The organism is Psychrobacillus psychrotolerans (assembly GCF_900115805.1).
GTDB lineage: Bacteria > Bacillota > Bacilli > Bacillales_A > Planococcaceae > Psychrobacillus > Psychrobacillus psychrotolerans.
Map to the genome: position 1 here is coordinate 53,247 of NZ_FOXU01000007.1, position 23,591 is coordinate 76,837.

The window sequence follows — 23,591 nt, forward strand, 5'->3', positions numbered from 1 at the left end:
AAATTTTCCCACTTAGCATCTTTAACGCAGATGATACGTTCAGCCTACTTAAAAGTTCGGCATGACGCTCTAAGGTGCATTTCAGTAACTCATAAGCTCAGACCACTTTCAGCCGGTGATGGTCCTCTCTAAAGAACGTGCGTTACTTACTTCTCCTCGTCTTCGCTTGCTATTCATTTTGCTTTCGAATTTGTAACACCATTTTCACACCTTGGTAGAGGAAAGTCAATCTTATTGTTTTGCAAATTTGGCAACACGAGCGATTACTATTTCTTTACCAATTAGACTGATTGCATCAGCTAGTTCAGGACCGTGCATTTGACCAGTTGTTACTACACGAATTGGCATGAAAAGATTTTTCCCTTTATGTCCAGTTTCCTTTTGTACCGCTTTAATAGCAGCTTTAATCTCCGCTGGTTCAAATGTCTCTAAGCCCTCTAGCTGTACTTTAAATGCAGCCATTACTTCAGGAACCTGTTCTCCGGCCAATACTTCCGTCGCTTCTTCAGTATATGCAATGTCGTGATCAAAGAATAGTGATGATAATTCAACAATCTCCGCTCCAAAACTCATTTGATCATGGTAAAGTGCAATAAGTTTTGTTGCCCACGTAAGTTCTTCTTCTGATAATTCAGTTGATAGCAATTCTGCTTTTTGTAAATGTGGCAATGCTAACTCAACTACTTTTTCTAATGGCAACTGTTTAATATATTGGTTGTTCATCCAAGTAAGTTTTTGTTTGTCGAACATTGATGGTGATTTAGAAAGACGTGATACATCAAAGTTTTTAATGAATTCTTCTTTAGTGAAGATTTCATCCTCCCCTTCAGGAGACCATCCTAATAGGGCAAAGAAGTTAAACATTGCTTCTGGTAAATACCCTAGATCTTTGTACTGTGTAACAAATTGGATGATTGACTCGTCACGTTTTGAAAGCTTTTTACGGTTTTCATTGATGATTAACGTCATATGACCATACTTAGGATATGCCCATCCGAACGCATCAAAAACCATCAATTGTTTTGGTGTGTTCGATAAATGTTCTTCCCCGCGGAATACATGAGAGATTTCCATAAAGTGATCATCTAATACTACAGCATAGTTATAAGTTGGAATTCCGTTTGCTTTCACTAATACCCAGTCACCAACATCTTTAGATTCAAAAGTAACCTCTCCACGAACTAAATCTTCAAAGGTATAAGTTACATTTCCCGGTACACGCATACGAATCGTGTAAGCTTGTCCTGCTTCTTCTTTTGCTTGCACTTCTTCTGCTGATAAATGACGGCATTTACCATTGTACATTGGAGCTGCAATACCTTTTTCTTTTTGTATTTCACGTTCTGCTTCTAGTTCCTCTGATGAACAGAAACATTTATACGCATGGCCTTTTTCTAACATTTCTTCTGCATGCTTTTTATATATATCTAAACGCTCCATTTGGCGGTAAGGTGCATAAGGTCCACCAATATCTATGGATTCGTCATATTCGATTCCTAACCATTTTAAGTTTTCAAGTTGAGATAACTCGCCACCCTCTACATTACGCTCAATATCCGTATCTTCTATACGAACGATGAATTTCCCGTTATGGTGACGTGCATATAAATAGTTAAATAATGCTGTACGCGCTCCTCCTATATGTAAAAATCCTGTTGGACTGGGTGCGTAACGTACGCGAACTTCTTGTGTCATAAGTGTATCCTCCTAGTTTTCTTTCCATCAAATTAGCCTTGGTGCAGTTGCACTTATTTAAAGTATAAGGCAACTAACAATGACTTTAACTTAATCCATTCTACCACTGGTTATACGTTTATTAAAGTTAGTCCTTTTTCAGAAGTAATATTGTTGCCATCGATGCTATTCCTTCTTCACGTCCTGTAAATCCAAGTTTCTCGGTTGTTGTAGCTTTCACATTTACCTGAGAAACATCTGCTTGAAGCAACTCAGCTACACGCGCACGAATTGTTTCGATATGTGGTGCCATTTTTGGCTTTTGTGCAATTATTGTACAATCGATATTTCCTAACTTATACCCACGAGCGTCTACTAGTTTCCAAATATGTTCTAGTAGCTTGGCTGAATCTGCGTCTTTAAAGTCTGGATCTGTATCCGGAAAATGTTTGCCGATATCTCCTTCTCCTATTGCACCTAAAGCAGCATCAGTAATTGTATGTAGTAATACGTCTGCATCTGAGTGACCAATTAGTCCTCGTTCATAAGGAATATCAATTCCTCCTATTATTAACGGACGATTATCCGCAAATTCATGTACATCGAATCCTTGTCCAATTCTCATCATATTAATATTCCTCCTGCTCTCGCTTATTTAATATTGCTTCTCCGTATAGAAGATCTTCACTCGTTGTCATCTTGACATTATCATAGGTACTTTCAACAATATGAACACGCTCTCCTAATCTTTCTACGAGCATTGCTTCATCCGTCCCAAGAAAATTATCCTTCTCAGCTAATCTTTCCGCTTTTTCTAATATTGTATACCGAAAAGCTTGAGGCGTTTGAATAATCCATAAGCTCTCTCGATCGACCGTTTCTTGAATTATACCATTTTCTACTTTTTTCATCGTATCTTTTGCCCGAACAGCTGCAACTGCTGCTCCAGACGTGTTTGCCTTTTCCACTAATTGTTGTATCACTTGCTGATGAATAAATGGTCTTGCCGCATCATGAACAAGGATGATTCCTTTAGATGAGCTAACTTTTAATGCAGCATATACACTATGCTGGCGCTCTTCTCCACCTTCTGCGATGTCGGAAACCTTTGTAATACAATGCTCTTTTAGAAGCTGTTCAATAAAAGCCTTTTCCTCTTTCTTTACGGCTAATACTATTCGCTCACAATTAGGATCTCTTTCAAAAACGCGTAAAGTGTGTATCAAAATAGGAATATTACGTAGCTCTAAAAACAATTTATTTTGACCAGCACCCATTCGCTTCCCACTACCCGCAGCTGGCAATAAAACAGTATATTTCATATTATTGGACCTCCGTTACATAGAAAAAGGGCGTATTCCTTTTGCAAAGGAAACAACCCTTCTTCGTTATTTCGAGTCTTGTGGTTTCGCAAATATCATTCGACCAGCCGACGTTTGAAGCACACTTGTCACTTCTACATTTATAGCCTGTCCAATGTATGCTTTACCGCCTTCTACAACAATCATCGTTCCATCATCTAGGTATGCAACGCCCTGATTGTGTTCTTTTCCATCTTTAATAACGACAACATGCATTATTTCCCCGGGAATAACAACAGGTTTCACTGCATTTGCCAAGTCATTAATATTTAAAACTCTTACTTGATGCAGGTCACAAACCTTATTTAAATTGAAATCATTCGTTACAACAATTCCATTCATCTTTTTAGCTAGACGAACTAATTTCAAATCTACCTCTTGTATATCTTCAAAATCCTCTTCCACGATTAATACAGCAGAAGATCGTTCTGTTTGAAGTTTTTTTAATACATCTAAACCACGACGACCTCTAGTTCGTTTAAGCGTATCCGAAGAATCCGCAATATGCTGTAACTCCGTCAAAACAAATTGAGGAACGACTAGAACACCTTCGATAAATCCAGTTACCGATATATCTGCAATGCGACCGTCAATAATAACACTAGTATCTAGCAACTTATAAGTTCCTAAACTCAATTCTTGGGTATCGTCGTCCATAGTTTTCTTCTTGCTAGTACTTTGCTTAGAAGGAGTGAAAACTTGAAGAAGTTCATCGCGCTTTTTAAAACCGACTTGGAAACCTAAGTAACCTAACACAATCGATAACAGCACGGGTACTACTGATCCAATTCCTGGTATAGCAATATTATTAAGTGCAGAACCTAGGAAAAAGGCAACAATTAAACCAATAACTAGTCCGAGCGTTCCGAATAACAAATCTCCAATTGGCGCTTTTAATAACCGTTCTTCCATCCATTTGATAAAATTAATCAAGTAGTCGGTCATAAACAATGCAGCCACGTACAACAAAATTGCTCCTACTAAAACAGATACATACGGATTGTGAATCCAAGGGTTGTTAGATAAATTAAAAAGCTCATATAAGTGCGGTAAGAATAGTAACCCCAATGTTCCACCAATTAAAACAAAAGCAATTTGGATAATCCATTTTAACAAGCATGCCACCTCCATTAATTTCATTATACTTGCATCTTTCCCAATAAGTCTAATCAGACAAGCGCAGTTGCCCACTCTATTCCCAAAAATAATGGAAGAATGCTGGATAAAGGCTTCCTTTGCCTTTATCCGGCATTTTGAAAAGACTCGATCGGTTGGACACCAGAGCTAGACATATAGAATGCCTTATTATTATGAAAATGCTTCTTTCATCGCTTCGTTAACTGTTTCGATTCCTATAATTTGAATGCCCGGAGGGTAATCCCATCCTCCGAGGTTTGAGGCCGGTACAATCGCTCTTTTAAAGCCAAGCTTTGCAGCCTCTTGAACACGCTGTTCAATTCTAGACACCCTTCTCACTTCTCCAGTTAAACCAATTTCTCCGATAAAGCAGTCCGTTGGTGTAACCCCTGTATCTCGGAAACTTGAGACGATACTTACTAGGACGGCTAAATCGATCGCAGGTTCATCTAATTTTACTCCTCCCGCCACTTTTATATAAGCATCTTGCGTTTGGAGTAGTAATCCCATTCGTTTTTCCAGTACTGCCATTAGTAAGGAAACACGGTTTTGATCAATACCAGTAGCCATACGTTTCGGATAATTAAAACTAGATTGAGTCACTAATGCTTGAATTTCTACTAAAATAGGTCTGGTACCTTCCATCGAGGCAACAATTGCAGATCCTGCTGCTCCATGAGACCGCTCCTGCAGAAATAATTCAGAAGGATTAAGTACTTCTTTTAATCCGGATTGGACCATTTCAAAAATGGCGATTTCATTCGTAGAGCCAAATCTGTTCTTCTGAGATCTTAAAATACGATACGTATGGTGGCGTTCTCCTTCAAAGTACAAAACGGTATCTACCATATGTTCCAATATACGTGGTCCTGCAATTTGTCCCTCTTTTGTTACATGTCCCACTAAAAAGATTGCTACATTTTTAGTTTTGGCAATCCGCATTAGCTCTGCTGTACACTCTCGAACTTGTGATACACTTCCCGGTGCACTTGTTACATCGGGATGATGAACAGTTTGAATAGAATCGACAATAACAAATTTTGGCTCTACACTCTCAATAGTTTCATTGATTAACTCCAAGTTGGTTTCAGCATAGATATAAAGCTCTGCTGATGTTACCCCTAAACGTTCTGCCCGAAGCTTCGTCTGACGGATGGATTCCTCTCCCGAAATATACAGTACTCTTTCTCCTTTATTCGCAAGTAATGCAGAAACCTGCAAAAGAAGGGTCGACTTACCAATACCCGGATCTCCACCTATTAATATTAACGACCCAGGGACAATACCACCGCCCAGCACACGATTCAGTTCAGCAAAGTCAGTCGTCACTCGTGGTTCATCAGCTGTTACTACTGAAATTATTGGGGTCGCCTTCTGTGCTGTGCCATCTGAATGCTGAAACGAGCGTTTCGGGCCTTTGGATACTATTTCCGTTTCTTCTACCATTGTGTTCCATTCACCGCATCCAGGACATCTTCCCATCCATTTTGCGGACTCATATCCACATGAATTACACATAAACTTCGTTTTCTTTTTAGCCATAATACCTCCTACTATGAAAAGCACAAGCGCCTCTGAAAGAATTGCAATAATCCCTACCTCTGTCTTTATTGACCAGTCTGCAGCGATCGAACTGCTGCTTCCAGAGCTAAAAGTTAAAAAGGGCATTCCGGAAATATTTTTCGGAATGCCCGCTATATTAACCTTCTGTAACTAACGATTTAGTGCTGCGAACCACAAATTCATTGTCTTCTACATCAAATATTACATGTTGCCCGTCTAATACTTCTCCTTTAAGAAGTTCTTCGGATAGACGATCTTCTACATGTTTTTGAATTGCACGGCGTAGAGGACGTGCACCATATTCTGGTTCATATCCTTCAGTTGTAATTTTATCTTGTGCTGCTTCTGTAATTTCTAATTCAATGCCTTGTTCTTTCAAACGTTTAGATAATTGCTCTGTCATAAGTGAAACAATTTGTTTTAAATGCTCTTTTTCAAGCGAATGGAACACAATCATTTCATCTAAACGGTTTAAGAATTCTGGACGGAATGCTTTTTTCAATTCTTCTAGCATTTTGCCTTTCATATCTTTATAATCCGTTTTGCCACCTTCTGTTAAGTTAAATCCAACGTATTTATTGAATCTAAGTGCATCCGCACCAACGTTTGATGTCATGATTACTACTGTATTACGGAAATCTACTGTGCGACCTTTAGAGTCTGTTAATCGTCCATCCTCTAACACTTGAAGAAGAATATTAAAGACATCTGGATGTGCTTTTTCAATTTCATCTAATAGGATAACAGAGTATGGTTTACGACGTACTTTTTCTGTCAATTGCCCACCATCGTCAAAACCTACATATCCTGGAGGAGATCCAACTAGACGAGAGGTTGAATGTTTTTCCATGTACTCAGACATATCTACTCGAATCATTGCATCTTCGTCTCCGAACATCACTTCTGCTAAAGCGCGAGCAAGCTCCGTTTTACCTACACCAGTAGGTCCCAAGAAGATAAACGAACCAATAGGACGTTTCGGATCCTTCAATCCCGCGCGAGCACGACGAATAGCTCTTGAAATTGCATCCACTGCTTCACTTTGACCAATTACTCTTTCATGCAACTTATCTTCTAGTTTTAGTAACTTTTCAGATTCCGTTTGTGCTAATCTAGACACCGGTACCCCAGTCCACATAGAAACGACTGCCGCGATATCTTCTACTGTTACTTCAGATTCTTCTTTTCCTTGTTTTTCTTTCCAATTGTTTTTCATTTTCTCTAGTTCATCTTTGAGCTTCTGCTCTTTATCACGGAATGATGCAGCTTTTTCGAATTCCTGACTTTGAACTGATGCATTTTTTTCAGATCGGATTGCTTCTAGTTTAGCTTCTAATTCTTTTAGATTAGGAGGTGTTGTATATGAACGTAAGCGTACCTTAGAACCCGCTTCATCTATTAAGTCAATTGCTTTATCTGGCAAGAAACGATCAGAAATATAACGATCTGACATTTTCACGGCTGCTTCAACCGCTGCATCCGTAATCTTCACACGATGATGAGCTTCATAACGATCACGTAAACCGTAAATAATTTGAATCGCTTCATCTACTGAAGGCTCATCTACTTGAATTGGTTGGAAACGACGTTCAAGCGCGGCATCTTTTTCGATATATTTTCTATACTCATCCAATGTTGTTGCACCAATACATTGAATTTCTCCACGAGCAAGAGCAGGCTTCAAAATATTCGAAGCATCAATAGCACCCTCTGCTCCTCCAGCACCAATTAACGTATGAAGTTCATCAATGAATAGGATAACATTACCTGCTTGGCGAATTTCATCCATCACTTTTTTCAAACGATCTTCAAATTCCCCACGATATTTTGTGCCAGCAACAACTGTCCCCATATCTAGTGTCATTACACGTTTATCGCGTAGGATTTCTGGCACTTCATTTTGGACGATTTGCTGTGCAAGCCCTTCAGCAATAGCCGTTTTACCAACACCTGGCTCTCCAATTAGAACTGGATTGTTTTTTGTACGACGAGCCAAGATTTCAATTACTCTTGTAATTTCTTTACTACGACCAATTACAGGATCTAATGTACCTTCTCTTGCAATTTGTGTTAAGTCACGAGCTAGACCATCTAGTGTCGGTGTACTAGCTGGAGCTGTTCCATTGTTACCATTGCCGTGCGCTTGCTCTGTACTACCTAATAATTGAAGTACTTGTTGACGAGCTTTGTTTAAACTTACTCCTGCATTATTTAGTACACGAGCAGCTACGCCTTCTCCTTCACGGATTAATGCAAGCAATAGATGTTCTGTTCCAATGTATGAATGCCCAAGTTTTCGAGATTCATCTACGGAAAGCTCAATCACTTTTTTAGCACGAGGAGTGTAGTTAACAATTGGGCCAACTTCTTCTTTGCCTGCTCCTACTAGTTCCTCAATCCCTGCTTCAATTACTTTTAAATCTACTTCTATTGCCTCTAATGCTTTTGCAGCAATTCCACTACCTTCTCGGATAAGACCAAGTAATATATGTTCTGTTCCAATAGATTCATGCTTCAAGCGTATAGCCTCTTCTTGAGCTAGTTGTAATACTTTTTGAGATCTTTGTGTAAAACGATTAAACATCATTCAGATTCCTCTCCCTTTGTTTTCTGTTTTTCTTCTTTTTGCAATCTTTCCCTTAACAGCTTCGCGCGAAACATATCCCGCTCAGAAGTATTCAATGAAGTTCCTGCATATTTTTGTAGAAATCCTGGTTGCATAAACACCATACATTCATTCAAGATAGATACATCAACATCTTCTATGAGTCCCATATCTATTCCTAATCGTACATCCGATAGGCATCTCGCTGCTTCATCCGTTGCCATGATACGGGCAAATGATAAAGTTCCTAGAGATCGATATAGTCGGTCTTCTAGTGTATTGGCCGAATGCTTTAGAAGTGCATCTCGTGCTTCTCTTTCTTTTTGAATAATTTGTTCGGTAATACTCTGAAGATCAGCAAGTATGTCTTCTTCTGACTTACCAAGTGTGGTTTGGTTGGACACTTGATATACATTACCGAGCGCTTCACTACCTTCTCCGTAAATTCCTCTAACAACCATTCCAAGTCTTGAAATGATCGTAACAATTCTGTTCATTTGTTTGGTCATCGTTAATGCCGGTAAATGCATCATGACAGATGCACGCAAGCCAGTACCTGTATTTGTAGGACAACTTGTCAAATAACCAAACTGCTCGTCAAACGCATATGGTAATTCTTTATCTAATACACGATCTAACACATCTGCTTGTGCATAGGCTTCTTGAATTTGAAGCCCTGGAAAAAGACATTGTATACGAATATGATCCTCTTCATTGACCATTACACTAACCGATTCGTCATTGGATAATAAAACCGAGCCAGTCATAGGCGAGTTAGCGAGCTTTGGACTGATTAAATGTTTCTCTACTAACACTTGGCGACTTAGTTCCGATACATCCTTTATATGAATGGAAGAAAATTGCATATCTAATTCGTCACTTGCATCTAACAAAGTGGCAGATACAGATTGGTCAATTTTATGCGCCTCGTCTTCTGTAAATGCTAAAGGAAAACGATAGCCATTCAGATTTCTAGCTAAGCGTATTCTTGTACTCATCACGATATCTGAATGCTGTCCAACACCAGCCATCCAACTAGAAATGGAGTTATCTAAAAAGTGTTCAATTGACATTCGTTTGGTCACCTCCTCCTGTTGAAAGTTGACTTTCCAAATCTCTGGCTTCATCTCTCAACTTTGCGGCTTCCTCAAAACTTTCCGTGGCAATGGCATCTTTCATTTGAGTGCGAATGGCTTCTATACGTTTCTTTAAAGCAATCTTCTCTCCTAATGCACCTGGAGCCTTCCCGGTATGCTTCGTGTTTCCATTATGAAGTCGCTTAAATACATTCGGTAACTGAGGGCGAAAACTGTTATAACAATTCGCACAACCAAATTTTCCTTCATCTAAAAAACGCTGGATCGACCAACCACATTCATCGCATACAATTATATTTTTTTGTTGTTTTTGTTGCATTGGTTGTTGTTCTGTTTGACTAAACCAGTTCGATAATAGTTGATGTAAAGATAATGGATCTTGTTTGTACTCAACGTAAAACGGGTGGAGGCTATTTGCACAGACTTCACAATAATGTCTTTCAAGATGTTCACCATTATGCACTTGGGTAACCGTTACTTTCGCCGGTCTTTGTTTACAATTTTCACAAATCACCTTTAACACACCCCGTTCATTTTTCACTTTTTTCATATTTTAACGTTAATAACATGGCGCATAAAATACGAGACCTTAGTTCATCTCTGGCAGGTAACGGAATCACCAGAGTCGTTCTATTTAAAGCTGCTAAAATGAGTTTTGCTTCACGTTTAGTAATAACATCTTCATCGATTAATCGAAAAACGATATCTTCCGTGACCGATTCTGAAGCCCCATTTTCTAGTGTTTGTATAATATGCTCTATTAGATCAGCTTTTGTATGAGCTCGAACGCGGAGGATTCGAATATATCCCCCTCCACCTCGTTTACTTTCTACTAAGTATCCGCGATCTTGGGTAAATCGTGTATTGATTACATAATTTATTTGAGATGGAACACACTGAAACTTCTCCGCGATTTCACTTCGCTTAATTTCGATTTGTTCCTTACTTCCTTCTTCTATAATAGCCTTCAAATACCCTTCAATTATGTCAGATATATTTTTCATCTTCTCACCTCTTCTCACAAACTGACTTTGACTAACTTTGACTATATTATAACGAGAATTTTTTGTATGTGCAATTGATACGATTTGCACTTAAAAACAAGAAAAAACTACAAACCATTGTTTGTAGTTTAGGATATATTATTATGACTATTCCTATTCAATAAAACTTTTTTATCTTTCTTGAATGACTAATTGAACCTTCTATAGCTACAGCTAAATTAAATTTTCTTTTTATAATTATTTCGTTGAGACTTCGTAACTTGCTTCCATTTATTCGTTTCTGCTTTTTTGGCTGCAGCATCGCTTTTGCGGTCGATATGCGCAAGCTCTCGCATCAGTTTTACATAACTCTTGTATCGTTCTTGTTTAAGAGTACCATTGTCAATAGCCTCCTGAATTGCACAACCAGGCTCTTTTCCATGCTGACAATCACGGAAACGGCAATCTAATGCTAGGTCTTCGATATCCTGAAAACTAGCACTCACCCCATCACTTGTATCCCAAAGTTGAAACTCTCTCATACCAGGTGTATCGATTAGTAAGCCACCTTCAGGTAACAGCGTCAACTCTCTATGAGTGGTTGTATGGCGCCCTTTACTATCATCTTCTCTTATATGATTGACAGTCATTACTTCTACACCTGACAAGGCGTTTATCAAGGATGATTTCCCAACTCCGGAAGAACCTAAAAGTGCACCTGTTTTATGAGAGGCTAATAGACTTCCTAATCGATCGATACCTTCGCCGGTCACACTACTCACTGCGAATATATCCACACCAAATGCAATAGCCTCTACTTCTTTCATATAATATTCTAGGTCTTCACAAGCATCTTTTTTCGTTAATACCACGATGGGGGTCGCCCCTGAATCCCATGCTGCCAATAGATATCTCTCTAATCTACGGACATTGAAGTCATGATTAAGCGACATCACTAGAAATACAAAATCAACGTTTACCGCAATTAGTTGAATTTCTGTCGTCAATCCAGCCATTTTCCTAGAGAACTGTGAACTGCGAGGAAGTACTTCATGGATTATCCCCTTTTCCTCACCAGGCATCCGATCGAGCACTACCCAGTCTCCAACTGCCGGATATGCTTCTCTATCATTCCCAAATTTAAATTTCCCAGAAAGTGAGCATAGTAGCTCTCCTTCATTGGTCATAACTCTATATAAATTTTTATGTTCCAGTAATACGCGACCTGCAGTTCCACTACCTGTCATTTTTTCTTCCCAATTATTATTCCAACCATATTGTTCGATTAAATTCAATTCAATTTCCCCCTAATTTCCGTATGAATAATGCCCAAGCCACATTAATAGAGCTATAAGCTAAACAATAAAAAAACCATGACTGCACGAATCTGCAGCCATGGTTCCCCGGTCATTAGTAAAGAAGCATATATCTGGTTAGAGACATACGGAGTGGGACATCATAAACTTACAGATTCGTGGATACGTATATTCATTTGCCATGATGCCTCACTCCTTTCTTTTCGTTATTTTCAGAATACTACAAGTATTAGCATTTTGTCAATATAAATTATGCAAGATACGTATTTGTAATATGGGTATCATTATTAATTATAAAGATGACATCCTACAAAATGACCTGGTTCCTGTTCCTTCCAAGCTGGCTTTTTTTCCGTACAAATGGACATAGCATGTGCACATCTCGTACGGAACACACAACCTGAAGGTGGATTAATGGGGCTCGGAAGCTCTCCATGCAAAAGAATACGTTCTCGTGACTCCTCTATGTCAGGATCTGGAATCGGAATCGCAGATAACAAAGCCTGTGTATACGGGTGTAGTGGATTTTCATACAACTGGCTACTAGTGGTCATTTCTACCATATGCCCTAGGTACATGACCCCTATTCGGTCAGAGATGTACTTGACCATCGATAAATCATGTGCGATAAACAAATAGGTTAGATTTTTTTCCTTTTGTAGTCGTTGGAGCAGCTTCACTACTTGAGCTTGAACTGACACATCCAAAGCTGAAATAGGCTCATCAGCAATGATAAACTCAGGATCTAATGCAAGCGCTCGAGCTATGCCAATACGTTGACGCTGACCTCCTGAAAATTCATGAGGATATCGATTAGCGTGGTCTCTGTTCAAGCCCACATCCTCTAGTAATTCATACACTCTAGACTTTAACTCTTCCTTTTTGTATAGTTTATGTATTTCCATCGGTTCAGCAATAATTTCAAACACAGTGGAACGTGGATTTAAAGATGCATACGGATCCTGAAAGATCATTTGCATCTTTTTCAAGTAACCTCTTCTTTCTTTGTCAGTCATCTCATGCACATTTTCATTTTCAAACAGAACTTTTCCCTCTGTTCTATTGTACAATCCTAAAATAGTTCGACCTGCTGTGGATTTACCACAACCAGATTCACCCACTAGACCAAATGTCTCCCCTTTGACGATATCAAAACTTATCCCATCAACAGCCTTCAACGTCTCCCCATGTCCAATGTCAAAATGGCGCTTCAAATCTTGAACAGACAATAGAACTTTTTCCGTCATTTAAATCCCCCCTAAACGGCATATCTTCTAACTGCACAAATCTCCTTTTCTAACACAGATCCTGCTAGCCTTAAAATTTCTACTGTTTTCCCCGTTGAATGCGAATGCAATAGTTGGCCATTCCCATAATAGAACCCAACATGCCTTACCGTTCCCGTCCCTTCATCATTCGCAAAAAATAGTAAATCCCCTTTTTTCCAAAGCGAAGGGTCTTGTATAGAAATTTCTTCTCCCGATTTAGCCTGGTCACTTGCATCTCGAGGAATTATATAACCACAAGCCTTCAACATATTGTACGAAAAACCCGAACAATCATAGCCATATGGAGACATGCCCCCCCATAGATATGGTAAATCTAAATAATTTACCCCTAAAGCCACCGCTTCCTCTGCAGACCTCTTCGGAATCTGATCCACAGAAGATGCAAATTGGGCATGTACTTTCGATAATAACGCTTTGCCGTGTGGCGTAAGAACGGTATAAAATACTTCATCCTCTGAGATTATCGGTAGAATAGTATTAAAGGCTAAAACGAGTAGCGGATTATGTTGTAAATCCCAGAGCTGTACTTTTGCAGAAGAAACTCTGGCGGAACCCTTGGCATCCACTTGCTTTGTAGGTTGTATTTGCGAAAGCGGGATCCAACCTGGATAACCACGACTATCTTTTTTAGAGGGCTGCCAAATGGCAACAACTTTTGCCCATTCCCCTACTATCTCCTCCACAAGCACTGGTTCTCCGTAAAGTAGCTGCGTTTGCACACGATTTTCATCACATAAAGCTAACCTTTCTTTATACGGTAGTGCCTCAAGCCATTCCACCAATAACACAGGATTTGAGATTGCCGGAATATCTATCTCCCTGGCAGAGTTTGGTTCAGTCCAAATAGTTCCCACCTTTACAGCACAAACCCACTCTTTCTTTTCCACTGGCATCTTTTTGCCTCCTAATCCAAATTCACATGAACAATCCCTAATCCTGGTTCGTTGGAGAAGGTCATATCACTCTTATCATAGATAACACCACCGACTATTAAATCATTTTTTAGCATTAACGGTGCGTCAAAGTCAAAATATCGAATATTCGGCTGGCTAGCTGCAAAATGAGCAGCCGCTGTGATTCCCAATTTCGTTTCAATCATGCTGCCTACCATACATTTCACCCCACTTGCCTCTGCAAGTGTATTTATTTTTTGGGCGTGATAAATGCCACCCGATTTCATCAGCTTTATATTTATCAAATCAGCAGCTCGCATTTTTAGAACTTGTTTAGCATCCTGCACAGAAAAAACACTTTCATCCGCCATAATTGGAGTATATGTATGATCGGTAACATATTTTAGCCCTTCGAGATCCCAAGCAGGAACTGGCTGTTCTACAAATTCAATTGATAGTCCTGTATCCTCCATTAAGCTTATTGCTTTTACGGCCTCTTTAGCATTCCATCCCTGGTTAGCATCGAGCCTTAACTTTGGCGTCATTCCCACACGATCTCGAATAGCACGAATGCGTTGGATATCATCTTTTATCTCACCAATACCTACCTTGACCTTTAGAACTTTAAATCCATCCTTTATATACTGTTCTGCATCATCCGCCATCTCGCTAGGGTCATTCACACTAACTGTAAAATCGGTTTCTAGCTTTTTCCGATAACCTCCAAGAAATTGATATAAAGGAAGACCTGAATGCTTAGCAAGTATGTCGTATATGCCCATATCTAATGCCGCTTTAGCACTTGTATTTCTGACTAAGGCTGTGTTTAGTTTCTGGAATATCTGCTCACTTTGTAAAATGTTCATACCAATCAATTGAGGTGCAATTATCTCGTTAATAGCGTATCGAATACTGTCCATCGACTCGCCTGTAATTACATGTGTCGGTGGAGCTTCTCCATGACCTACTATGCCATCACTCGTCGTAATAGTTACATACACTGAGTAAGCCGTCGTCACAGTTCGTAGAGCAGTTTTAAATGGTTTAGTTAGAGGGACTGCCACATCAAAGGTTTCAATTGATTTTATATACAATCTCGTCTCCTCCTTATTCAACTCCAGGTAATATAGTTAGAGATAAGTTATCCGCATCCAATTCTGCTTCCATTCCAAGTGGGACGGCAAAATGAGGCTCGCAATGTCCTATTTTAAATCCTTTCACTGCAGGCTTACCTAATTTTCCAATGTAGTGATCAAACACTTCGTCTAACGACAAAGTAACCGGCCTTTTTTTAGGTTCTGCACCACTAAAATCCCCAATGACAAACCCAGCTGCCGCATCTAAAATACCAGCTTGGCGTAGTTGGTTTAGCATACCATCTACTTTGTAAGGCTCTTCCCCTACATCTTCTATCAGGAGAAGTTTTCCTTTTGTATCTACCTCATATTTTGTACCTACACCATTAGCAAGTAATGATAAATTTCCTCCTGTAAGTTCCCCTCTTACGATACCTGGAGAAACTTGTGTCAATGGAGAGATTGCTTCAGTATAAAATAGCTCCATTGGATTAAACAACTGCTGAAACATTTTTCGGGATAGCTCGGAGAACGTATCTTTTCCCACATCTGAAGCTAACATTGGTCCATGGAAGGTGACGATATCCGAATATAGATTCATACCTGTATGTAGAAAAGTTATATCAGAGTAACCCCAAAAAACCTTTGGATTCTCATGCATCAATTGAAAATCGATTTGATCTGTGTAACGTGCAGAACCATAGCCTCCACCGGCACAAATAATGCCTGCAATATTTGGGTTAGCGAACATCTCATGTAAATCTTCTAAACGTTCCTCATCAGTGCCAGCTAAGTAGCCATGTACATTTTCTAGACTTTTTCCTAATTGATAAGATAAGCCAAGCTCCTCTAAAAAAGCAAAAGAGCCCTTTAAGTTCTCTAGATTCGGTGGACTTGAAGGAGCAATAATACCGATAGTATCTCCTTTTTGCAATCGTTTTGGACGGATTTTCATATGTAATTTCTCCTTTATAATGAAGCCTTGATAAACCAACTCACTGCAAATTTTAACATATCTAATAGGAAAGAAAAGGGCGGTACCAAATGAGGCACCGCAGCTTTCGCATAGTTGCTAGGGCTTTTCTGGCAACTATTCTTTGTCAGCCCACTTTAAGTCCATATATCCAACTGGATGTCTTACGATTCCTGAAATTGTTGGTTTTTCAAGTGTTACTTGGTTGTAATAATGTACTGGGAAAATTGGCATTTCGTCCATTAATAACGCGTCTGCTTGAATAAGCATTTCCCAACGTTTTGCTTCGTCTGTTTCATTTTTTATATCAGCGATTAGTTTATCAAATTTTGCATCTGACCAAGTAGTACGGTTCATAGAGGAACCTGTGATGAAGCTTTCTAAAGCATTCACTGGATCTGCATAGTCAAATAAGAAGGAAGAGCGAGACAATTGGTATTTAAACTCTTTTTGCTCAGTCGCAAACACACTTGCTTCTACATTTTGTAATACTACATCTACTCCTAAAACTTCTTTAAATTTACTTTGCAGTGCTTCCGCTATTTTCTTATGAGTATCACTTGTAGAATAAGTTAACGTTACTTCAGGTAACTCTGTGTAACCCTCTTCTTTCATACCTTCAGCTAAAAGTGATTTTGCTTTTTCTGCATCAAAGCCTACCAGTTTACCAGCTGTTTCTCTGAACTCCTTACCATCAGGCCCTACAAATCCATAAGGAACAAAGCCCTCTGCTGGTTTTTCGCCATTTTTCGTTACAAACTCTACGATTTCTTGTTGATCAACCGCTAAACCAAAAGCTTGACGGATTTTTTTATTTGTAAAAGGCTCTTGTGATACGTTGAAACGGTAGAAATATAACCCTGCTTGATCTTCATTTTTCAATTCAGGAGAATCCAATAACTGATCTGCCAATTCCGCCGGTACACCAGATACATCTAATTCCTCTGTTTCGTACATTTGGTATTCGGTATTGGAATCATCAACCATAGCCCATTCCACTTTATCCAGCTTTACAGTATCGGCATCCCAATAATTTTCATTTTTTGCAAATGTAAAGCTTACATCATGCTCCCATGCTGTTAACTTGAACGGGCCATTTCCTACGAATGTATCTGCTTCTGTATACCAGGTTGCATTCTCAGTAGCCACTTTTTCATTAACTGGGAAGAAACTTGGGTTAGTAATGATGTTTAAGAATGCTTCTGTTGGAGCATTTAATTTCACTTCAAATACTTTTTCCTCTACCGCTTTAATAGCAACGTCCTCAGCTGCGCCTTCCCCACTATTATAGGCTTCTGCTCCATCAATGAAATACGCTAAAAATGCCGCTGGGGAAGCTGTTTCCGGATTTAACATATGCAACCAACCATAAACGAAATCACTTGCTAATACAGGCTCACCATTAGACCAATTCGCATCGTCGCGAATTGTAAATGTATACGTTAGACCATCTTCTGTAACATCAATTTTTTCAGCTGTTGCAGGTTCTGCTACATGGTCCTTTGACAGCCGTACAAGTCCTTCCATTAGATTATTCAATGCATTCCAAGAAACCGCATCAAATCCTACAGATGGATCAAATGATGTTGGTTCATTTCCATTATTTAATTTGAGTATTTTTTCTGTTTCAGTTTCTACTGCTGTTTCCTTCTCTTCTCCTTCGTTTCCTGTATTAGTTTCCTTTTTTTCACCCGCATCTTTCGTGGCTGTACAAGCACTTAACACAAGGACAAATAATGCTACTACAAATAACATTAACCATTTCTTCATCTTAGTTCCCCCTTTGTAATATATATGTGAATGCACTTAAGCGCGCTCATCCTATTTTAAGATAACTCTTGTAATACTTTTGCACGTTCGTCCTGAAGCCAACAATCAACCGCATGTGATTCAGATATCGTTGTCGTAAAAGGATAAACATGATCACATACTTCCATTGCATACGGACATCTTGCCGTGAAAGGACATCCTTTAGGTGGTGAAAATAAATCTGGTGGCGTCCCTTCAATTGGTTGTAATTCTTCCTCAACCAAGTCCAGACGAGGAACTGAATTTAAAAGCCCTTTTGTATATGGATGCTCCGGTGTGTAAAATATTGCACGTTTATCCCCAATTTCTACTACTTTTCCGGCATACATTACGGCAATTCGATCAGCTATTTTCGCAACGACTCCTAGGTCATGAGTGATTAATATAATGGAAATATTCGTTTTCTGTTGAATCTCCTCAAAGAGTTCTAATATTTGTGCTTGGATCGTTACATCTAGTGCGGTAGTTGGTTCATCCGCAATTAGGAGCTCCGGCTCACATATGAGCGCAATAGCAATCACAATTCTTTGTCGCATTCCTCCTGAAAATTGATGAGGAAATTGCTTTAAGCGCTCTTTAGGATTGGGAATTCCTACCAGTTCCAACATTTCTATCGCTTTTTGTTTCGCCTCTTGTTTACTTACTTTTTTATGCGTTCGAAGCCCTTCTGTTAATTGCTCCCCAATCGTGAGCGTTGGGTTTAGTGCTGTCATAGGATCTTGGAAAATCATCGATATGTCTACCCCTTGAATTTTCCGCAGTTGCGGCTTCGACATCCCCGTCAACTCTTTCCCTTTAAAAAGAACACTACCATTCTTAATAACCCCGGCAGGCTCCGGTATTAACCCCATAATGGCATTAGAAGTAACACTTTTTCCACATCCTGATTCCCCTACTATAGCCAGTGTTTCCCCTTGATGAAGATCGAAACTAACCCCCCTAACAGCTTCTACCTCTCCACCATACGTTCGAAAAGAAACTTGAAGATTATCTACCTGAAGTACTTTTACATCTGACCTTACCTTCTTTGTTTTCTTTCTATTCCTTTGCGTTTCAGAGGTACCTACTGGAAGTGATTTATCTACTTCATTAACTCGCTGTTTTACATGTTCCTTTGCAATATCTAACTGTTGTTCATTCATCCAATCTACCTCCTAAGCTTCGGATCTAGCGCATCCTGAAGTCCGTCCCCTAGTACATTAAAGGCGAACATCGTTAAAGAAATAAACAATGCTGGGAAGAATAAGCGCCACCAATGACCAGATAATATAACAGGAAGTGCATCATTTGCCATAACACCCCAACTTGCAAATGGAGCTGCTATCCCTAAGCCTAAAAAACTTAGAAAAGCTTCCGCAAAGATTGCACTTGGAACTGTAAGTGTCATTTGAACTATAATAGGACCCATTGTATTCGGCAATAAATTTTTCCGGATAATTCTAGAGCTCTTAGCACCAAACGATTTGGAGGCTGTTACAAACTCATAGTTTTTTATTTGTAGTACCTGTCCTCGAACAATACGCGCCATTCCTACCCATCCTGTAACAGTAAGAGCTACTATGATTGTCGTTAAACTTGCTCCCATGATAACCATTAACAAAATAACAACTAACAAATGGGGTAATCCATAAAGTACTTCTACTATTCGCATCATAATGGAATCCGTACGTCCACCTTTATAACCACTAATACCACCGTAAATAATGCCAATAAAGAAATCGATAAGCGCAGCCATTACTCCTACAAATATAGAAATACGGGCACCATACCAGGTTCTTGTAAACACATCTCTTCCTGCTTCGTCGGTACCAAACCAATGAGCAGCAGATGGAGGTTGGTTTTGGTTAGGGTAATCAGTAGCGGTAACCGAATATGGAGAAAAGATAGGACCAAATATAGAGAAAAGCATCAATAAAATGAGAAAAATTAATCCGCCCATTGCCAATTTATTTTTTCGTAATCGACGCCAAGCATCTTTCCAGTAGGATAATGAGGGTCTTACAACCGTTTCTGCTCCTCCATGCTTCTTTGGTAGAGGTTGAAACCACTCATCTTTTACATGCTGTGGGGACACTACTTCTTGTGAATTTGTCATTAGGCATCCCCTTCTTTTCGGTGTAATTTTATACGTGGGTCCAGTAATCCGTAGACAATATCTACAATGAATAGCATGAACACTAGAAATGCACTATAAAACACAGTTGTACCCATGATTACGGGGTAATCTCGATTATTAATACTCTCCACGAAATATTTCCCCATACCTGGAATGGCAAAAATACGCTCGATTACAAAAGTACCTGTTAGTATTCCAGCAAGCATCGTCCCTAAAATTGTTACAACTGGCATAAGTGCATTTCTTAATGCATGGCGAACAATTATCCGTACGGGAGATAATCCTTTAGCACGGGCCATTTTAATATAATCTTGTGTAAGCACCTCTAACATACTAGATCTAGTTAAGCGAGCAATAATAGCGGTAGGTCCCGTTGCAAGGGCTATTATAGGCAATATCATATGTAACGGACTAGACCAGGTTGCTGCCGGTAGCAAGTCCCAGGTCACAGCAAGTTGTTGAATAAGTAATGTTGCAAGTACGAAGTTAGGTACAGATATACCAACTACTGCAAATGTCATGGCAAAGTAGTCTACCAGACCATTATGTCGAAGTGCAGCAATCGTACCCAGTATGATCCCTGAAAGCAAAGCTACTAAAATAGTAGCCATCCCAAGTTCAAAGGAAATCGGGAATCCCCGCGCTAACAATTCATTTACGGATTCATTCGGCTTCTTAATAGATGGCCCAAAGTCAAATGTGACAATGGATTTTAAATAACTTAAATATTGAATATGAAGGGGTTCGTCTAGTTTATAAAATTTTTCTAAGTTTGCTTGAATGGTAGGATTAGTCGTCCGCTCTCCCTCAAATGGAGAACCGGGTATTAAGTGCATCAATACGAAGGTTAATGTAGCGATGATGAGAATTGTCGCAATCATCATGATAAAACGCTTAACAATATATTTTCCCATTCAAAAGCCCCCTTAACAGAATTTAGCTTGTAACGCTAATTCCACCATAACAAGCATTGCTCGATATGCTTCTAAAATATCTTTCGCTTTAAACTCCACCACTGTAGTATCTTTTATAATTTCACAACCCGGCATTAAAGCCGCCCACTCCGCTTGACCATAGTTTACAAATTCAATTCTTAGTACTGGTTTTTCAGGAGGAGTTAGAGGCATTATTTGATCTCGTTTTTCTATAGCCTCCACTATTTTCTCTCTAAGCAAGGCCTGTGATTTTAAAGGATGTAAGGTCTTAACAGCTGAACGAGAAATAGACTCCTTCACCACTGCAGTCACGACGCCAGGTAGAAGGTCTTCCGCTTCCCTACACGCACCGTCATCTCCTGCCACCATAATAACTGGCACACCATAATATCCTGCTACAAATGCATTTAATCCAAGTTCTCCAACTACTACTTCATTTATGTACATATTACGAACCCCAAATATCATCGAGTGACTCATTACACCGGGTTGTCCAGCCCGTGAATGGTAACCTGCAAAAACAGCTCCTAAATACGTTTCATCTAGTGCGTGCACCATTGAATAAGGCTTAAAATCCCCTGTGATTAAGGAAGCATCTGGATGTAATTCTTCTACCAGGAGATTATTCATTTTAGAGTGACTGTCATTGACTAGTACTTCTTTTATACCTTTTGATAAAGCACCTTCCACAATGGCATTTGCTTCTTGAGTCATTATACGTCTCGCACGTTCGTAATTATGCTTGTTGGACTCTACAAACGTGTAATCTGGCAAACCTGTTATTCCTTCCATATCGACCGATAAAAATAGCTTCATATTATTCCCCCATATCTTTCTACTTTTCTCTTTCTTTTAGAAACCGAAATAATTATAAACTTTATCAAAATATACTGAATATTACAATACATCTAAATACATAGATACATTGTATCGAATGATTAGAAAGAAAAGCTTTACATTAAAATAATAATAAAAAAGCAAATGCACTTTGATATAAAGGCATTTGCTGTTGTTTTCTTCATAACGAAGAAAACTAGAATACAGATGAATTATCTATTCTGACCTGGGAAGAACTGTTGCTGTCCGAATTGTTGTTGCCCAAACTGTTGTCCGTATGGTTGACCAAATGATTGTTGTGGAAACTGTCCTTGTTGCATAGGAAATGCCTGTTGACTGCCGGGTACCATTACATTTTGATTTGTAACTGTGTAAAAGTGCTGAGGAACGTTTACGATATGCTCTCTATTCACATTTACAATTGGATGGATAACAGGCTGCATTCTAGGTAAGAACGAATCACGCACTCGGTATTGCGGAGGACAAACAACTGGTTGAGCAGCTGGTTGTTGCCACTGCTTTTGTTGACAAGGATTACAGGAACAGGGTTGTTGATGTTGATGTTGATTCATTGTTAATTCACCTCCTTCTTGCACTACTATTAGTAAATGCAAGAGGAGAAGAAACTAACTAGACAAACATCCCCATTGAATGAAAATAAAAAAAGAATAACACTTCTTTATAGAACTCAGTTAATTTCTTAATGAAGTAATTATTTTTAAAGTCTGAACAAATTTGATTTCCATTTAGAGTGGGTTCCTTCCATGACTTGGCATCTACTTTCTCGAGCTGTTTCCACTAGACACGCCACCTCTTGTTACAATCATGAAGTCCATTTATAAACAGACAATTGGATAGTATCATATAACTATTTTCATTTATACAAAATTAAGAATTATTAATAGACCTAAATGATCTGAAATAACTTAAAAAACTAGATTCCTTCCCTATAATGAGGAAGGAGCCAGTTTAATTCAGTAAATATGTTGGGCTTTTACCCTCCGACTTTTCAACTACATTTCTTACTGCTTTTTCACGAATTTCTCTGAAAGCATCTACTGAATACCAAGCTGCATGCGGCGTCAAAACAACTTGTTTAAGATTACGGAGCGGGTGTGTCTCTGGAAGAGGTTCTTCTTCTGTAACATCCAAAAAAGCTCCGGCTATTTCATCATTTTCCAATGCGATTACAAGGGCTTTTTCATCTATTATTGGCCCTCTAGCAGTATTAATAATAAATGCTGATCTCTTCATCATTTTTAGTTCGCGTTCTCCGATTAAATGAGTCGTGGCTTTAATTAATGGGACGTGTATAGAGACAAAATCACTGCTTATCATAATTTCGTCAAACGTTGCCTTAACAACTCCATCTTCCTCCATCTTACCTGCAGAAATAAAGGGATCATATGCTTTTACTTTGTACCCAATCGCATTTAACTTTTGCCCTAAACGACGAGGTATTTTCCCATACCCAAGCAATCCTACTATAGCTTTATTTGCACGCAATGGTATCTGCGCTTTTTTAAAATCCCATCCACCTGCATTTGTGTCTTCATAATAAACGAATAAATTTCGTGCTGCAGCCATAATGGAAGCAAGTGCATGATCCGAGACTTCATCTACACAATAGTCATTCACATTTGCAACTTGAATCCCTAATTCTGTTGCTGCTTCAACATCAACCATATTAATACCTATCCCAAATCGAGAAATCAATTTTAGATTCGGTGCAGCTTCCATAATTTCTCTATCAATATTTGCGTAGAGTATAATAATGGCATCTGACTGTTGTGCAGCTTGGATGATCTCTGCTTTATCCCGAGACTGCAGCACAGTAAATTGAACATTTGCTTCACTTAACATACTTTCTTCAATTAACAAATCTTCCCACTCATGATCTATTAAAGTTACTTTAAACATACTATAC

Annotated in this window: 21 protein-coding genes and 1 other annotated feature (1 of these 22 only partly in view); all 21 genes read right to left on the minus strand. The window is 39.0% G+C overall.

What is annotated here, in order from left to right; genetic code table 11:
* Positions 1-172 (minus strand) — a binding site (T-box leader) (it extends 46 nt beyond the left edge of the window).
* A 59-nt stretch (positions 173-231) separates the two neighbouring features.
* The 21 genes from gltX to BM260_RS13655 all read right to left on the minus strand — a co-directional run bounded on the left by gltX (position 232) and on the right by BM260_RS13655 (position 23,584).
* Entirely contained in the window at positions 232-1,695 is a 1,464-nt protein-coding gene (gene gltX / locus BM260_RS13555; RefSeq protein WP_093537885.1) for a glutamate--tRNA ligase, read from the minus strand.
* A gap of 127 nt (positions 1,696-1,822) precedes the next feature.
* Complete coding sequence (gene ispF / locus BM260_RS13560) at positions 1,823-2,302, minus strand: 2-C-methyl-D-erythritol 2,4-cyclodiphosphate synthase (protein WP_093537886.1); 480 nt, start codon at positions 2,300-2,302, stop codon at positions 1,823-1,825.
* Between the two features lies 1 nt (position 2,303).
* On the minus strand, positions 2,304-2,996 hold the full coding sequence (gene ispD, locus BM260_RS13565) for a 2-C-methyl-D-erythritol 4-phosphate cytidylyltransferase (protein WP_093537887.1): 693 nt from the start codon (positions 2,994-2,996) through the stop codon (positions 2,304-2,306).
* Positions 2,997-3,062: 66 nt separating this feature from the next.
* Positions 3,063-4,151 carry a PIN/TRAM domain-containing protein gene (locus BM260_RS13570; RefSeq protein ID WP_093537888.1) on the minus strand — a complete coding sequence of 363 codons (1,089 nt, stop codon included), beginning with the start codon at positions 4,149-4,151 and terminating at the stop codon, positions 3,063-3,065.
* A 192-nt stretch (positions 4,152-4,343) separates the two neighbouring features.
* Entirely contained in the window at positions 4,344-5,714 is a 1,371-nt protein-coding gene (radA, locus tag BM260_RS13575; RefSeq protein ID WP_093537889.1) for a DNA repair protein RadA, read from the minus strand.
* Between the two features lie 157 nt (positions 5,715-5,871).
* Positions 5,872-8,322 carry an ATP-dependent Clp protease ATP-binding subunit gene (locus tag BM260_RS13580; protein ID WP_093537890.1) on the minus strand — a complete coding sequence of 817 codons (2,451 nt, stop codon included), beginning with the start codon at positions 8,320-8,322 and terminating at the stop codon, positions 5,872-5,874.
* Positions 8,319-9,413: a protein arginine kinase gene (locus tag BM260_RS13585; protein ID WP_093537891.1), complete on the minus strand. Its 1,095-nt coding sequence runs from the start codon at positions 9,411-9,413 to the stop codon at positions 8,319-8,321. Before BM260_RS13585 ends, BM260_RS13580 begins: the two co-directional genes overlap by 4 nt.
* A complete protein-coding gene (locus BM260_RS13590) occupies positions 9,403-9,951 on the minus strand; it encodes a UvrB/UvrC motif-containing protein (protein WP_093537892.1) in 549 nt (182 codons plus the stop codon). Before BM260_RS13590 ends, BM260_RS13585 begins: the two co-directional genes overlap by 11 nt.
* A 16-nt stretch (positions 9,952-9,967) precedes the next feature.
* Positions 9,968-10,441 carry a CtsR family transcriptional regulator gene (locus BM260_RS13595; protein ID WP_093537893.1) on the minus strand — a complete coding sequence of 158 codons (474 nt, stop codon included), beginning with the start codon at positions 10,439-10,441 and terminating at the stop codon, positions 9,968-9,970.
* Between the two features lie 218 nt (positions 10,442-10,659).
* A complete protein-coding gene (gene rsgA, locus BM260_RS13600) occupies positions 10,660-11,715 on the minus strand; it encodes a ribosome small subunit-dependent GTPase A (RefSeq protein WP_093537894.1) in 1,056 nt (351 codons plus the stop codon).
* A 308-nt stretch (positions 11,716-12,023) separates the two neighbouring features.
* Positions 12,024-12,983 (minus strand): ABC transporter ATP-binding protein, encoded by a 960-nt coding sequence (locus BM260_RS13605; protein ID WP_093537895.1) that lies wholly within the window; start codon positions 12,981-12,983, stop codon positions 12,024-12,026.
* A gap of 11 nt (positions 12,984-12,994) precedes the next feature.
* Positions 12,995-13,918, minus strand: coding sequence for a C40 family peptidase (locus tag BM260_RS13610; RefSeq protein WP_093537896.1), 924 nt, complete (start codon positions 13,916-13,918; stop codon positions 12,995-12,997).
* Positions 13,919-13,929: 11 nt separating this feature from the next.
* Positions 13,930-15,012: a dipeptide epimerase gene (locus BM260_RS13615; RefSeq protein WP_093537897.1), complete on the minus strand. Its 1,083-nt coding sequence runs from the start codon at positions 15,010-15,012 to the stop codon at positions 13,930-13,932.
* A gap of 13 nt (positions 15,013-15,025) precedes the next feature.
* The gene (locus BM260_RS13620; RefSeq protein ID WP_093537898.1) at positions 15,026-15,949 is read right to left on the minus strand and encodes a S66 peptidase family protein; all 924 of its coding nucleotides are present in this window, start codon (positions 15,947-15,949) and stop codon (positions 15,026-15,028) included.
* A gap of 135 nt (positions 15,950-16,084) precedes the next feature.
* Positions 16,085-17,737, minus strand: a complete 1,653-nt coding sequence (locus BM260_RS13625; RefSeq protein WP_093537899.1) for a peptide ABC transporter substrate-binding protein — start codon at positions 17,735-17,737, stop codon at positions 16,085-16,087.
* Positions 17,738-17,793: 56 nt separating this feature from the next.
* Positions 17,794-18,918, minus strand: coding sequence for an ABC transporter ATP-binding protein (locus BM260_RS13630; protein WP_093537900.1), 1,125 nt, complete (start codon positions 18,916-18,918; stop codon positions 17,794-17,796).
* Positions 18,919-18,923: 5 nt separating this feature from the next.
* Positions 18,924-19,871: an ABC transporter permease gene (locus BM260_RS13635; RefSeq protein ID WP_093537901.1), complete on the minus strand. Its 948-nt coding sequence runs from the start codon at positions 19,869-19,871 to the stop codon at positions 18,924-18,926.
* Complete coding sequence (locus BM260_RS13640) at positions 19,871-20,806, minus strand: ABC transporter permease (RefSeq protein WP_093537902.1); 936 nt, start codon at positions 20,804-20,806, stop codon at positions 19,871-19,873. Before BM260_RS13640 ends, BM260_RS13635 begins: the two co-directional genes overlap by 1 nt.
* A 12-nt stretch (positions 20,807-20,818) precedes the next feature.
* Complete coding sequence (locus tag BM260_RS13645) at positions 20,819-21,643, minus strand: M55 family metallopeptidase (protein WP_093537903.1); 825 nt, start codon at positions 21,641-21,643, stop codon at positions 20,819-20,821.
* A 233-nt stretch (positions 21,644-21,876) separates the two neighbouring features.
* Complete coding sequence (locus tag BM260_RS13650) at positions 21,877-22,236, minus strand: hypothetical protein (protein WP_093537904.1); 360 nt, start codon at positions 22,234-22,236, stop codon at positions 21,877-21,879.
* Positions 22,237-22,633: 397 nt separating this feature from the next.
* Positions 22,634-23,584, minus strand: coding sequence for a C-terminal binding protein (locus BM260_RS13655; RefSeq protein ID WP_093537905.1), 951 nt, complete (start codon positions 23,582-23,584; stop codon positions 22,634-22,636).
* Positions 23,585-23,591 lie beyond the last annotated feature (7 nt).